We start from the raw sequence: 13,346 nt of genomic DNA, 5'->3' as shown, positions 1-13,346 counted from the left end.
AAGGTTTCTCCATGAGTTCCGTTCGCTTGCCTTCGGTCGACCGCCTGCTGCGCAGCGCGGCGGCCGCTCCTCTGCACCAGCGCTATGGCCGCGAGGCGTTGCTGGCGACCCTCCGCGACCTGCTCGACGAACTGCGCGAGCCGGCCCGACACGGTGCCCTCGCCGAGATCGAACTGAGCGAGGCGGTGCTCGCCGGGCGCGCCGGCGAACGCCTCGCCGCGCAGCATGCCAGCCGCGTGCGGCGGGTGTTCAACCTGACCGGCACGGTGTTGCATACCAACCTCGGCCGCGCCCTGTTGCCGGACGAAGCCATCGAGGCGATCACCCTGGCCGCGCGCTACCCGCTGAACCTGGAGTTCGACCTGGCCAGCGGCAAACGCGGCGACCGCGACGACCTGATCGCCGGGCTGATCCGCGAACTCACCGGCGCCGAGGCGGTCACCGTGGTCAACAACAACGCGGCGGCGGTGCTGCTGGCGCTGAACAGCCTGGGGGCGCGCAAGGAAGGGATCATCTCGCGCGGCGAGCTGATCGAGATCGGCGGCGCCTTCCGCATTCCCGACATCATGGCCCGCGCCGGCGTGCGCTTGCATGAGGTGGGCACCACCAACCGCACCCACGCCAGGGACTACGAAGCCGCCATCGGCCCGCGCAGCGGCCTGCTGATGCGCGTGCACACCAGCAACTACAGCGTCCAGGGCTTCACCGCCAGCGTGCCCACCGCGCAACTGGCGGCCATCGCCCATGGCCACGGCCTGCCGCTGCTGGAAGACCTCGGCAGCGGCACCCTGGTGGACCTGACCCGCTGGGGCTTGCCCAAGGAACCGACGGTGCAGGAAGCCCTGGCCGACGGCGCCGACATCGTTACCTTCAGCGGCGACAAATTGCTCGGCGGGCCCCAGGCCGGGCTGATCCTCGGCAACCGAGAACTGATCGGGCGGATCAAGAAGAACCCGCTCAAGCGCGCCCTGCGCGTCGACAAGCTGACCCTCGCCGCCCTCGAGGCGGTGCTCGGCCTGTACCGCGATCCGGACCGCCTCGCCGAACGCCTGACCACCCTGCGCCTGCTCAGCCGCCCGGCGGCGGAGATCCGCGCCCAGGCCGAGCGTCTGGCGCCGGCGCTGGGCGAGGCGCTCGGCGAGGGCTGGGAGGTCGCTGTGGTCGACGCCCTGGGCATGATCGGCAGCGGCGCGCAGCCGGTGGCGCGGCTGGCCAGCGCCGCGCTGTGCCTGCGTCCGCGGCAGCCCAGGCGCCTGCGCGGACGCGCCCTGCGCAACCTCGAGGAAGCCCTGCGCGGGCTGCCGCTGCCGGTGATCGGTCGGCTCGACGACGACGCCCTCTGGCTCGATCTGCGCCAGCTCGACGACGAGCCGGGGTTCCTCGCCCAGTTGCCGCGACTGCGGAGCGAGCTGTCGTGATCGTCGGCACCGCCGGGCACATCGACCACGGCAAGACCTCGCTGCTGCGCGCCCTCACCGGCATCGAGGGCGACCGCCGCCCGGCCGAGCGCCAACGCGGGATCACCATCGACCTGGGCTATCTCTACGCCGACCTTGGCGACGGCAGCCCCACCGGCTTCATCGACGTGCCCGGCCACGAGCGCTTCGTCCACAACATGCTGGCCGGCGCCAGCGGCATCGATTGCGTGCTGCTGGTGGTGGCCGCCGACGACGGCCTGATGCCGCAGACCCGCGAGCACCTGGCGATCGTCGAACTGCTCGGTATCCGCCGGGCGCTGGTGGCGCTGACCAAGATCGACCGGGTCGAGCCGCTGCGGGTGCAGCAGGTGCGGACCCAGGTCGAACACCTGCTGGCCTCCGGTCCGCTGGCGCGCTCACCGATCTTCCCGCTCTCCAGCAGCACCGGGGAGGGCGTCGAGGCGTTGCGCGAAGCACTCGGCGGGCTCGCCGGCGAAGTCCGCGAGCGTAGCCGCGAGGGATACTTCCGCCTGGCGGTGGACCGGGCCTTCAGCGTCGCCGGCAGCGGCATCGTGGTCACCGGTACGGCCTTCTCCGGACAGGTCGCGGTGGGCGACGAACTGCTCCTCGGCAACGCCGGACGGCCGGTGCGGGTGCGCGGCCTGCACGCGCAGAACCGGCCCGCGCAACAGGCCTGGGCCGGCCAGCGCGTGGCCCTGAACATCGCCGGCGAGCGCCTCGCGCTGGAACAGATCCAGCGCGGCGACTGGCTGCTGCAGGCCGCGCTGCACGCGCCGACCACGCGGGTCGACATCGACTTCCGCCTGTTGCCCGACGAACTCCGCGACTTCACCCACTGGACCCCGGTGCACCTGCACCTGGGCACCCAGGACGTCACCGGGCGCCTGGCCCTGCTCGAAGGCGAACAACTGGAGCCTGGCCACCGCGCCTTCGCCCAACTGGTGCTGAACGCGCCGATCCAGGCCCTGCATGGCGACCGCCTGGTGCTGCGCGACCAGTCGGCGCAGCGCACCCTTGGCGGCGGGCGGGTGCTCGACGGCGCCGCGCCGGCGCGCAACCGACGAACGCCGGCACGTCTGGCACAGCTTCAGGCGCTGCGCCAGGAAAGCCTGGAGGAGGCGCTGCCGACCTTGCTCGGCGCGGCCGAGAACGGCCTCGACCCGCAACGCCTGGTGCAATCCTTCAACCGCCCGCGCGAGCACTGGCGGCTGCCGGAAGAGGTGGTCGAGGTGCAGACCCGCCTCGGCCCCCGGTTGTTCGCCGGGGAGCGCTGGTTCGCCCTGGTCGAGCAACTGCTCGCCGGCCTGCGGCGCTTCCACGAAGAGCTACCGGACGAACTCGGTCCCGACCGCGACCGCCTGCGTCGCTACGCCCTGCCGCAGCTGGAGCGGCCGGTGTTCATCGCCCTGCTCGACGCCGCCCTGGCCGGCGGCGATGTGCACAGCAGCGGGCCCTGGCTGCACCTGCCCGGCCACGAAGTGCGCCTGAGCGATAGCGAGGAGCAACTGCGCGCGCGCCTCTGGCCGCTGCTCGAAGCCGGCCGCTACGACCCGCCCTGGGTCCGCGACCTGGCCCGCGAGCTGCGCCAGGATGAAGCCGTCATGCGCAACCTGCTGCGCAAGCTGGCACGCCTGGGCCAGTTGCAGCAGGTGGTGCGCGACCTGTTCTACCCGGAAGCCACCCTGCGTCAATTGGCCGAGATCGCCGTGCAGGTGCGCGACCCCGCCGGGCTGATCCGCCCGGCGGAATTCCGCGACCGCCTGGGCATCGGCCGCAAGCGCAGCATCCAGATCCTCGAGCACTTCGACCGCATCGGCCTGACCCGCCGCATCGGCAACGACCGTCGCCTGCGCGAGGGTTCGGCGCTGGCCGAACAGTTGCTCGGCGGCGTCTCGCCCTGAGTCTCAGGGGCCGACGCGCTGCCCCTGGCTCAGGCACTCGATGAACAGCGCGAACAGTTCCGACTGCGAGCCGACTTCCAGCTTGGTGTAGAGATTCTTCCGGTGCATGCGCACGGTCTCCGGGGAGATGTCCATCAGCCGCGCGCTGGATTTCGCCGAGTGGCCGCTGAGCAGCAGGTGGCAGGCCTCGCGTTCGCGGTCGGTGAGCACGTCGCGACCGAAGCCGCGCAGCACTTCCTGAAGGCGCGGGGCGAGGTCGGCCTGCGGGTTCGGCGAGAGGTCGGCGCGCCCGGCGCAGAACTGCCGGGCCAGCTCCAGCACCGGCGGCGCCAGGCCGGCGAGGACGGCGACCTGGGCGTCGCTGTAGCGGCTCGCCGAAAGGCCGTTGTAGAGACAGATCGAGAGCTTCTCGGTGGGGCCGAGGTCGAGGATGTAGTAGACGTCCTCCACCGCTCCGGCGCCGAGGTAGTAGGTCTGGTAGTAGGCGCTCTGGAAGAAGTCGTCGGGGGCGATCTCGCCGAGGGTGTAGAAGCCTTCCGGAAGGCCTTCCTCCACCGCCAGGCAGAAAGGGTCGAGCAGGTAGCCGCGGGAGAAGTAGCGGCGGATGATCGCCTCGCGGAAGCGCTCGGCGATGCCGCGCTCGTAGAGCAGGGTGGGCGCGTGGCCCTTGCGTTCCAGGCTGATCATGCTCGACTCGATCGGCACCAGTTGGTGGATGGCGTCGACCAGCGCGGCGAGGAAGTCGGGTTGGCGCAGGCGCCGGATCGCCAGCGCCAGGTGTTCGTGCCAGCGGTCGAGCGCGTTCGGGGCGATGGCCTGCATGGACGGTACGGCTCGTTCTTGTCGTTGTCGCCGCAGGATAGCAAGCCGCGTCGGCCGCACCCAGCGCTTACCCCAAAATGGGGTATGGCCCGCCGCGCGGTGCTCTTGCACCCTCGGAGCATCCATCCGAGAAGAGCGACAGCCCGATGAACGCAAGAATGCACGCCACGTCCCCCCTCGGCGACGCCGACCTGGTCCGTGCCGACCAGGCCCACTACATGCACGGCTACCACGTGTTCGACGACCACCGCGTCAACGGCTCGCTGAACATCGCCGCCGGCGACGGCGCCTATATCTACGACACCGCCGGCAACCGCTACCTCGACGCGGTGGGCGGCATGTGGTGCACCAACATCGGCCTGGGGCGCGAGGAAATGGCTCGCACCGTGGCCGAGCAGACCCGCCTGCTGGCCTATTCCAATCCCTTCTGCGACATGGCCAACCCGCGCGCCATCGAACTCTGCCGCAAGCTCGCCGAGCTGGCCCCCGGCGACCTCGACCACGTGTTCCTCACCACCGGCGGTTCCACCGCCGTGGACACCGCGATCCGCCTCATGCACTACTACCAGAACTGCCGCGGCAAGCGCGCCAAGAAGCACGTCATCACGCGGATCAACGCCTACCACGGCTCGACCTTCCTCGGCATGTCGCTGGGCGGCAAGAGCGCCGACCGGCCGGCCGAGTTCGACTTCCTCGACGAGCGCATCCACCACCTCGCCTGTCCCTATTACTACCGCGCTCCGGAAGGGCTGGGCGAAGCCGAGTTCCTCGATGGCCTGGTGGACGAGTTCGAACGCAAGATCCTCGAACTGGGCGCCGACCGGGTGGGGGCGTTCATCTCCGAGCCGGTGTTCGGCTCCGGCGGCGTGATCGTCCCGCCCGCGGGCTACCACCGGCGGATGTGGGAGCTGTGCCAGCGCTACGACGTGCTGTACATCTCCGACGAAGTGGTGACCTCCTTCGGCCGCCTCGGCCACTTCTTCGCCAGCCAGGCGGTGTTCGGCGTACAGCCGGACATCATCCTCACCGCCAAGGGCCTCACCTCCGGCTACCAGCCGCTGGGCGCGTGCATCTTCTCCCGGCGCATCTGGGAGGTGATCGCCGAGCCGGACAAGGGCCGCTGCTTCAGCCATGGTTTCACCTACTCCGGCCACCCGGTGGCCTGCGCGGCGGCGCTGAAGAACATCGAGATCATCGAGCGCGAGGGCTTGCTCGCCCACGCCGACGAGGTCGGCCGCTACTTCGAGGAGCGCCTGCAAAGTCTCCGCGACCTGCCCATCGTCGGCGACGTGCGCGGGATGCGCTTCATGGCCTGTGTCGAGTTCGTCGCCGACAAGGCGAGCAAGGCGCTGTTTCCGGAAAGCCTGAACATCGGCGAGTGGGTCCACCTGCGGGCGCAGAAGCGCGGCCTGCTGGTTCGTCCGATCGTCCACCTGAACGTGATGTCGCCGCCGCTGATCCTCACCCGCGAACAGGTCGATACCGTGGTCCGGGTGCTGCGCGAGAGCATCGAGGAAACCGTGGAGGATCTTGTCCGCGCCGGTCACCGGTAAGCGCCGGGGCGCCGCCGGCGCCCCACCCGAACATTCAGGAGACCCCCAATGGACGACAACAAGAACAAGGTCCTGCGGTTGCGCGATGTGGTGCTCTACACGGTCTCGGCGATGCTCTTCATGGACCAGATCGCCCTGGCTTCCTCCCTCGGTCCGTCGAGCCTGTTCTGGTGGCTCTACGTGCTGGTCCTGCTGTTCCTGCCGATGGCCATGATGACCTCCGAGCTGGGCACCGCCTTCCCCGCCAACGGCGGCGTCTACCACTGGGTGCGCAGCGCCTTCGGCTTCCGCTGGGGGGCCCGGGTGTCATGGATGTACTGGGTCAACAACGCACTGTGGATGCCTTCGGTCTACACCCTGTTCGGCAGCATGCTCGGCGCCTTCTATTTCCCCGAGCTGAGCCTCTGGGGCAAGATCGCCATCGGCATAGCCCTGGCGCTGCTCACCGCGGCGTTCAACGTGGTCGCGCTGCGCCTGGGCAAGTGGCTGCCGAACCTCGGCGCGCTGCTCAAGCTGCTCGCGGTGCTCGCCCTGGGCGTCGGCGGCCTGCACTTCGGCTGGAACCATGGCTTCGCCAACGACTTCAGCCTGGACTCCATCGTCCCGTCCTCGCCGGGCCAGATGGCCGCGCTGGGAGTGATGGTCTATGGCATCATGGGGACCGAGCTGGCCTGTTGCAGCGCCGCGGAGATGCGCAACGCGCGCCGCGACATCCCGCGCGCGGTGCTGATCTCCGGGCTGATCGTCGGCGCCTTCAACATCTTCGGCACCCTCGGCGTGCTGGCCGCGGTACCGGCCGAGGAAACCGACGTCACCCGGATCTTCGCCCATACCCTCTACAACATCTACGGCCACGACGGCGCCGGCGGGATGCTCGCCGACCTGGTCGGCGCCTTCGTCCTGTTCACCCTCTTCACCAACATGGTCACCTGGAGCATGGGCACCAACCGTGCCGCGGTGGAAGCGGCCAAGGCCGGCGAGCTGCCGGCGCTGTTCGGCGTGGTCCATTCGCGCCACGGCACGCCGATCGGCTCGGCGGTGCTGGCCTCGGCGGTGAGCATCGTCCTGCTGCTGCTCTACGGCCTGGTGGCGCACACTGCCGAGGAACTGTTCTGGACCCTGCTGTCGATCTTCGCCATGGTTTTCATGATGCCCTATGTGCTGATGTGCCTGGCCTTCGTCCGCCTGCGCCGCGCCGACCCGCGTCCACGGCCCTACCGGATGCCGCTGGGCGACCGCCTGGCCAGTCTCTGGGCGCTGTTCGTCGCGCTGCATGTGCTGGCCGGCATCTGCCTGTTCGTCGTCACCCCCGGCGCGCCGATGGACTGGGCCTACGCCGGCAAGATCGTCGGCGGCGTGGCGCTGGCCCTGGCCGTGGGCGAACTGCTGATCCGCCAGGCGGCGCGAAGGCGCGGCGTGATGTCACTGCGCGGTGCCTACGGTTGAGGAGCGGCCCTGTCGCAACACCGCCTATGGCGTTAATGTGCCGTTAACGCCCTTGGTGGGTAATGGGTCGCAGCGCAACACGGAGAAGGTCGTCATGTCCGAACGAGAGCACTGGCAACGGGTATACGAGAGCAAGCCGTCCGACGCGGTGAGCTGGTTCCAGGCCGAGGCCACGCTGTCTCTCGACCTGATCCGACGCATCGGCGCGCCCCGCGAGGCGGCGATCATCGATGTCGGCGGCGGCGCCTCGACCCTGGTCGACGGCCTGCTCGCCGAAGGCTTCGGCGACCTGACGGTGCTCGACCTTTCCGACGCCGCCCTGCGTGTCGCCCGCAACCGCCTCGGCGCGCGCGGCGAAGAGGTGCGCTGGATCGCCGGCGACATTACCGGCGTCGACCTGCCGGAAGCCACCTACGATGTCTGGCACGACCGCGCCGTGTTCCACTTCCTTACCACTGCCGAAGCCCGCCGCGCCTACGTGCGCCAGGTGATGAAGGCGGTCCGCCACGGCGGCCACGTGATCGTCGCCACCTTCGCCGCCGACGGCCCGACCGAATGCAGCGGCCTGCCAGTCATGCGCTACGACGCCGACGAACTGCACGCCGAGTTCGGCTCCGCCTTCCAGCTCACCGAGCACCGCGACGAACACCACGTCACTCCCGCCGGCCGGGTCCAGCACTTCGTCTACTGCCATTGCCTGAAACGCCTGTGAAGTGCTCCGAGGCTGGGCTACGCTCTGCTCGCCCGGCCATGCGAACGACTTTCCATGACATCCGGTATTTCTTCTTCGGACCCCGGCCTGATAAGCTCCCGTCTCGAGGAAAACCTCTTGCAAATCAAAGAGGAAGGCAATCACGCCCGGTGGCGTGGCCGGACTTCAAATCCGGTGGGGGACGGCAGCCGTTCCTGGGTGGGTTCGACTCCCACTGCCTTCCGCCAATTCTCCGCTCGCTTTCGGCGGCCATCGTGTCTCACAGGATCAAGCGTCTATCTCGGTCCGTTCCAGCAGAAGCAGCGTCTCACCCGTCCCCGTCGTCTCCCTGACCAGCGCTCCCCGCTCATTCCAAAACGCACTCCTGCCCGCCGCCTTCCAGCCACCCGTCGGCCCGCCATGGTTGGCCAGCAGCACGCCCATTCCGTGCTCGCGGGCATAACCGGCCAGTAGGGCCGAGTCGGCCGGGTAGCCGTTTTCTCCGATCAGCGCGCTGGCGATGTAGAGGCGAGCGCCGGCACGGGCGGCGTGGGCTGGGTGGCTGGGTTGGCTGAAGTCGGCGCAGACCGCCAACGCCATCGGCAGGCCGTCGATCTCCAGCAGGGGGCCGCCGTCGCCGGCTGAGAAGTGGCGTTCCTCGCCCGCGTGCAGGTGCTGCTTGGCATAGACGCCGAGGCTGCCGTCGGCGCCGAGGATCAGGGCGGCGATCAGCGGCTTGGCATGCTTCGGCGAGCGCAGCGGCAGGCCGACCACCGTGGTCATCCGTGCCTGCTCGGCGAGCTGGCGCAGCGGTTGCAGCAGGGGCGTGTCCGCCGGCTGGGCGAGGGCGGCGGCAGCGGTGGGTTCGTAGCCGGTGAGCGACAGTTCGGGAAACACCAGCAGGCGCACGCCCCGTGCCTGGGCGATACGCATCAGGCGCAGGTGGTCGTCGAGGTTGCGTGGCAGGTCGGCGGGGTGGGCGCAGCTCTGGGCGGCGGCGATCAGCGTCATGGGGCTGTCTCGGGTATGGATGGCACAAATTCGCCAGTAGAGCCGAAGGCAGCATTTCCGGGAAGAGGCGATTAGCGGCTGCGCTACGTTTGGCTGGGGAGGGCGCTTTCGTCGCCGCGAAGCCGTAAGATAACGCGCTTCATGGCGCGCCCGACGGACGGGTGCGCACGCTTGCCTCGGGAGAACAGGGATGGCCGAGATCAATCCGCTTTCAACGGACCTGCAACAGCAACTGGCGGAGCTGCAGGCACAGGGGCTCGCCTTGCTTGGCGTCGCCGCGGACGAGACGCCGGCGCAGATCGTCGCCGCCGTCACCGACTACGTGCGCGATGCGAGGGAGCAGGGGCGCAGCCTCGACGACGAGGCGGTCTTCGCCCTCGGCGCGCTGATCGGCGCGCAGTACGTGCGTGGCCTCGGCTGGCACTGGGGCGACGTGACCTGGGACGGCGACCCGGACAGCGCCGCCGTCGGCGTGCTCAGCCCCGACGAATCGCTGTTCAACAACCCCATCGGCTGGGTAGGCCAGATCGCCGAAAGCGGCGGCGGGGTGCCGTTCATGCTCAGCTACAACATGATCCTGGCCAACCAGGTGCCGCTGTTCGAGCGGGGCAGCGCCACCGGTCTCTATTGAGCATGCAGGCGGATCGCCGCGACGCGCCGGCGCATCCCGCCAGGCGGGGCCGACAACCTGAACGGCCGGCGTCAGGCGCCGCGACCCGCCGAGCAGCGCCAACCGGCGAACGAGGTGCGGGTGACCGTGGTGGAACAGACGCTGCCTCTGAGAAACCGCGCCTGCGGCGCTTTCCAGGAAGGCAGCCTGGAACGACGCGACTGCCGAGCCCATATCGGGCTGCAATTCCGCGATTGAGTGGGCTGCGGGTTCGCGACTCGGCTGGCCTTCCTGGGAACACTTCTGAGGTTTTCGCATGACGGATCTTGAACACGCGGTGGAAAGCAACCGACGCGCCTGGGACGCGTCCGCCGACAGTCACCTGCGTGGCAGCGGCTGGCAGGAATTGTCGCTGGCGGTACAGGAAACCGGCTTCAGTTGCCTGGACGAGACCCTGGCTGGCGTGCTGCGCAATCTGGACCTGGCCGGCAAGGCGGCGGTCCAGGTCGGCTGCAACAACGGCCGGGAAGTGCTTTCGCTGTACGCCTTCGGCGTCGCGCGGGCGGTGGGGATCGACCAGTCCGTCGCCTTCCTCGCCCAGGCGCGGCAACTGGCCGAGCGCTCGCCGCATCAGCCGCGTTTCGTCGAAGCCAATGCCTACGAGCTGCCGGCCGAGCTGAACGGTCAGTTCGACCTGCTGCTGATCACCATCGGTGTGCTCAACTGGATGCCCGACATCGCGCGCTTCTTCGCCTCGGTGAGCGGCCTGCTGAAGCCGGGCGGGCAATTGGCGATCTATGAGACCCACCCGTTCCTGGAGATGCTCGAACCCGAGTCGGAGCGACCGTTCGAACTGCGCAACGACTACTTCACCGACACGCCCCACGTATCCCGGGAGGCCATCGTCTACGAAGGCAGCGGCAGCGATACCGGCATCGCCAGCTACTGGTACGTCCACCCGCTCGGCGACATCCTCGGCGGGCTGCTCGGCGCCGGCCTGCGCCTGAGTCACTTCAAGGAGTACCCGCACTCGAACCGCGAGGAACTCTACGACCTCTACGAGGACGGACCGCTGGCGATCCCGATGTGCTACACGCTGGTCGCGGTCAAGGCATGACCTGCGTCGAGGCCGAGCGAGGCGCGCCGCTGCGTGTGGTGGTGGTCGGCACCAGCGGGGCCGGGAAGACGACCTTCTCCGCCGCGCTGGCCGCCAGGCTGGGTTGTACGCATGTCGAACTCGACCGACTCTACTGGGGCCCCGGCTGGCAAGCCGTGCCCCACGAACGCTTCGAGCACGCCGTGGAGCGGGCGACGACGGCGCCGCGCTGGGTCGCCGACGGCAACTACAGCGCCGTCCGCGAGTTGCTCTGGGGCCGCGCCACCCACGTGGTATGGCTGAATTTCGGGCGCTGGACGGTGTTCTCCCGGGTCCTTCGCCGCACCCTGGCCCGGGGCCTGCTGCGCACCCGCCTGTCCCACGGCAACCGTGAATCGCTGCGGATGGCGTTCTGCTCCAGGGATTCGATCCTGCTCTGGTCATGGACCACCTTCGCAGGCAACCGCCGCAAATACACCGGCCTGCGCGAGGATCCGCGGTTCGCGCATTTGCGCTGGGTGGAGGTTGGCGAGCCGGGGAGGGTGGGGGAGGTGATCGAGAGGTTGGTGGAAGCCGCGCTCGCACAGTCGCAGTAGTGAGCGAAGCACGCTATCCGCCTCAGTCCTGGGGCTTGCTTACCCGGCTGCGCAGCGACTCGAAATAGGCTGTATCGGCGGGGCCGCCTGGCGTCGATTCCGCGCCGGCGACCAGCGTTTCACGCAGTTCCCTGGCGTGCATTTCGCGTTCTCCCCTTACCAGGCCACTCTGTATCACTGGGTGCCGCGTCGCCGCCAGCGCCCGGCCGAGAATCCTTGCGACGACCTCGTCCTTGCCACGGGTATAGGCCTCGCGGTCGGTGGGGTAGTGGCGGGCCAGGGCGTGCTTGGTTTCGGCGTAGAGGCGGGCGTCGTCGGGGTGGTTGCGCAGCCAGTCGCGGAACAGCAGGTAGCGGTCGGCCTGGGCCAGGGGCATGACATGGACATGGTGGGTGCGGCCATGGCCGAAGGGCGGCATGCCTTTGACGAAGAACATCCGCGGGGTGTTCGGGTTCTCGCGCCAGAACTGGTAGCCGAGGCCCTCCAGCGGGGCTACCAGCCGCTGCGGATCGTGGCCGGGCGGCGGCAGCAGGAGGATGTCGATGATCGGCTTGGCGTCGAGCCCGGGCACCGCGGTGCTGCCGACATGCTCGATGCCCAGCCCGGGCAGCGCCAGCGCCGTGCGGATGGCCTCGGCTTCGGCGGCGAAGTGTTGTGGCCAGGCGGGGTCGGCAGGCAGCACCTCGATGCGGTCGTCGTCGGCGTTGCTCCAGCGTTGGCCGTCGAAGCGGGGCGGTTGGGGTGAGGACATGGCGGACTCCGGGGATATGCGGGAGATTGGCGGCGATGGAGAGCTGGGGTAGGGCGAATAACGCCAGCGGCGTTATCCGCCTTCCGCGAGCGGGGTGCGGGTAAAACCCGGGAGTCTCAGAAGTCCAGTGCCTGCACCCCTGGATGCTGCGGATCGAACCCATCCAGGCGCATGCGCTCGGCGAATGCCTCCCGCGCCGCGTCTCCCTGGAGAAACGCGCTCCGCGCCGAGGCCCAGTCGTCCGGTTGCAGCCGTACCATCCAGCCCTCGCCGTAGCAATCCCGGTTGATCAGCGCCGGGCGCTTGACCACCGCCGGGTTGCTCGCCAGCAGGGTCCCGGCCAACGGGCTGCGGGCCGAGGAGGCAGCCTTGGCGAACTCGACCACGCCGAAGCTGCGGTCGCGTTCGATGTGCCAGCCGTCGCGCTTGGGGGTGAAGGCGAAGATTTCGCCATACAGCGCGCAGCCGTAGGCGCTCAGGCCCAGGGTCAGGCTGCCGTCGACTTCCTCGCGCAACCACAGGTTGTAGTCCGGGGCGTAGAACAGCCCGTCGGGGAACTCCAGGCCGTGCAGGTTCGCGCTCATAGGGTCAGCACCCGCTCGGATTCGAGGATCAGCCGTGCCAGTTCGCCGCCGCTGGAGATTTCGTCGAGTTCCTCGATCAGTTCGCTTTCGTCGATGTTCACCCCGGGTTGGCGGCACATCAGCAGGCGCGCGCCGGCCTCGCGGGCCTGGCGGATGAAGTGGCGCAGCGGCTCGCCGCCGTCCAGCGCGCGCAACTGGTCGGCGACGGCGCGGCGGGCCAACTGCACGCCTTCGCCGCTGAGGAACAGGGTCACCTCGGCGTCCATGCAGGCCAGCAGGGTAGCGGTGTGGAAGGGCGCGGCGCAGCGGGCCGGGGTGCTCGGGCCGCTGGAGACGATGATGAGGACGCGCTGGGCGTGGGTGTCAGGGTTCAAGGGGCTTGTCCATCTGGATCAGCGCCACGCGCCGGCCGTCCGGATTGTGGCGTTCGGCGATGGCGCGCGGCTGGTAGCCGAGCTGGGTATAGAGCAGCAGCCCGGCGGCGTTGGCGTTGAAGCAGGAAATCTTCATCAGGCGCGCTTTGTACTGTTCGCGGGCGAGGTTTTCCATGACCCCGATCAGGTAGCGGGCCACGCCCAGGCCGCGCGCGGCGGGCGCCACCATCATGTTGCCGAGGGCGCAGAAGTCGCCGTGCTGCCACTGGTAGAAGTTGGCGAAGCCGAGCACCTGTCCGTCGTGCACGGCCACGGTGCTGCCGCGGCGTTCGGCGATGGCGGCGGCCAGCTGGGCGACGCTGAACGGCCAGATCGCCTTGGGGTAGCAATAGAAGAGTTCGTCGCGGTCCTGGGGGAAGCCGGCGACCGTCTCCAGGTCACCGGTCTCCGCCGGGCGGTGGCTGAGCTGCAT

The 13,346-nt window shown here is 69.2% G+C and carries 14 protein-coding genes and 1 tRNA gene; 9 read left to right on the top strand and 6 right to left on the bottom strand.

The genetic code is table 11. From position 1 onward, the window contains the following. Nucleotides 1-11: 11 nt before the first annotated feature. Entirely contained in the window at nt 12-1,418 is a 1,407-nt protein-coding gene (gene selA / locus ACM0M4_RS27040; RefSeq protein ID WP_003158734.1) for an L-seryl-tRNA(Sec) selenium transferase, read from the top strand. Continuing rightward, nucleotides 1,415-3,340 (top strand): selenocysteine-specific translation elongation factor, encoded by a 1,926-nt coding sequence (selB, locus tag ACM0M4_RS27035; protein WP_019372205.1) that lies wholly within the window; start codon nt 1,415-1,417, stop codon nt 3,338-3,340. Before selA ends, selB begins: the two co-directional genes overlap by 4 nt. Nucleotides 3,341-3,343: 3 nt before the next feature. Here selB and ACM0M4_RS27030 read toward each other — a convergent pair whose 3' ends face one another. Continuing rightward, nucleotides 3,344-4,027: a helix-turn-helix transcriptional regulator gene (locus ACM0M4_RS27030; protein WP_003121095.1), complete on the bottom strand. Its 684-nt coding sequence runs from the start codon at nt 4,025-4,027 to the stop codon at nt 3,344-3,346. Nucleotides 4,028-4,308: 281 nt separating this feature from the next. Between ACM0M4_RS27030 and ACM0M4_RS27025 the strand changes: the two genes are divergently transcribed. The 4 genes from ACM0M4_RS27025 to ACM0M4_RS27010 all read left to right on the top strand — a co-directional run bounded on the left by ACM0M4_RS27025 (nt 4,309) and on the right by ACM0M4_RS27010 (nt 8,100). After that, on the top strand, nt 4,309-5,715 hold the full coding sequence (locus tag ACM0M4_RS27025) for an aminotransferase (protein WP_049304534.1): 1,407 nt from the start codon (nt 4,309-4,311) through the stop codon (nt 5,713-5,715). A 48-nt stretch (nt 5,716-5,763) separates the two neighbouring features. Beyond that, nucleotides 5,764-7,161: an APC family permease gene (locus ACM0M4_RS27020; RefSeq protein WP_003102289.1), complete on the top strand. Its 1,398-nt coding sequence runs from the start codon at nt 5,764-5,766 to the stop codon at nt 7,159-7,161. A 94-nt stretch (nt 7,162-7,255) separates the two neighbouring features. Beyond that, on the top strand, nt 7,256-7,873 hold the full coding sequence (locus tag ACM0M4_RS27015) for a class I SAM-dependent methyltransferase (RefSeq protein WP_003095305.1): 618 nt from the start codon (nt 7,256-7,258) through the stop codon (nt 7,871-7,873). A 131-nt stretch (nt 7,874-8,004) separates the two neighbouring features. Continuing rightward, nucleotides 8,005-8,100 (top strand) — tRNA-Sec (locus ACM0M4_RS27010). A gap of 40 nt (nt 8,101-8,140) precedes the next feature. On the opposite strand, the gene ACM0M4_RS27005 is transcribed toward ACM0M4_RS27010, so the two are convergent. Beyond that, a complete protein-coding gene (locus tag ACM0M4_RS27005) occupies nt 8,141-8,863 on the bottom strand; it encodes a carbon-nitrogen hydrolase family protein (protein ID WP_003095301.1) in 723 nt (240 codons plus the stop codon). A 262-nt stretch (nt 8,864-9,125) separates the two neighbouring features. Between ACM0M4_RS27005 and ACM0M4_RS27000 the strand changes: the two genes are divergently transcribed. The 3 genes from ACM0M4_RS27000 to ACM0M4_RS26990 all read left to right on the top strand — a co-directional run bounded on the left by ACM0M4_RS27000 (nt 9,126) and on the right by ACM0M4_RS26990 (nt 11,165). Next, entirely contained in the window at nt 9,126-9,494 is a 369-nt protein-coding gene (locus tag ACM0M4_RS27000; RefSeq protein ID WP_003114628.1) for a hypothetical protein, read from the top strand. Nucleotides 9,495-9,789: 295 nt separating this feature from the next. Further along, nucleotides 9,790-10,590, top strand: coding sequence for a class I SAM-dependent methyltransferase (locus ACM0M4_RS26995; RefSeq protein ID WP_054375802.1), 801 nt, complete (start codon nt 9,790-9,792; stop codon nt 10,588-10,590). Beyond that, complete coding sequence (locus ACM0M4_RS26990) at nt 10,560-11,165, top strand: AAA family ATPase (RefSeq protein ID WP_196493974.1); 606 nt, start codon at nt 10,560-10,562, stop codon at nt 11,163-11,165. The genes ACM0M4_RS26995 and ACM0M4_RS26990 overlap by 31 nt, the downstream gene beginning before the upstream one ends. Before the next feature lie 22 nt (nt 11,166-11,187). On the opposite strand, the gene ACM0M4_RS26985 is transcribed toward ACM0M4_RS26990, so the two are convergent. The 4 genes from ACM0M4_RS26985 to ACM0M4_RS26970 all read right to left on the bottom strand — a co-directional run bounded on the left by ACM0M4_RS26985 (nt 11,188) and on the right by ACM0M4_RS26970 (nt 13,346). Continuing rightward, entirely contained in the window at nt 11,188-11,916 is a 729-nt protein-coding gene (locus tag ACM0M4_RS26985) for a GrpB family protein (protein ID WP_054375801.1), read from the bottom strand. Nucleotides 11,917-12,032: 116 nt separating this feature from the next. After that, a complete protein-coding gene (locus tag ACM0M4_RS26980) occupies nt 12,033-12,500 on the bottom strand; it encodes a glycine cleavage system protein H (protein ID WP_003102267.1) in 468 nt (155 codons plus the stop codon). Next, entirely contained in the window at nt 12,497-12,874 is a 378-nt protein-coding gene (locus tag ACM0M4_RS26975) for a DsrE family protein (protein WP_003095286.1), read from the bottom strand. The genes ACM0M4_RS26980 and ACM0M4_RS26975 overlap by 4 nt, the downstream gene beginning before the upstream one ends. Next, on the bottom strand, nt 12,864-13,346 hold the full coding sequence (locus tag ACM0M4_RS26970; protein WP_054375800.1) for a GNAT family N-acetyltransferase: 483 nt from the start codon (nt 13,344-13,346) through the stop codon (nt 12,864-12,866). Before ACM0M4_RS26970 ends, ACM0M4_RS26975 begins: the two co-directional genes overlap by 11 nt.

Origin of the sequence: Pseudomonas sp. 18-147, assembly GCF_051048045.1 — a bacterium.
Classification (GTDB): domain Bacteria; phylum Pseudomonadota; class Gammaproteobacteria; order Pseudomonadales; family Pseudomonadaceae; genus Pseudomonas; species Pseudomonas aeruginosa.
The sequence above is the reverse complement of the archived record's forward strand: the minus strand, read 5'-3'. Positions and strand labels throughout refer to the sequence as shown.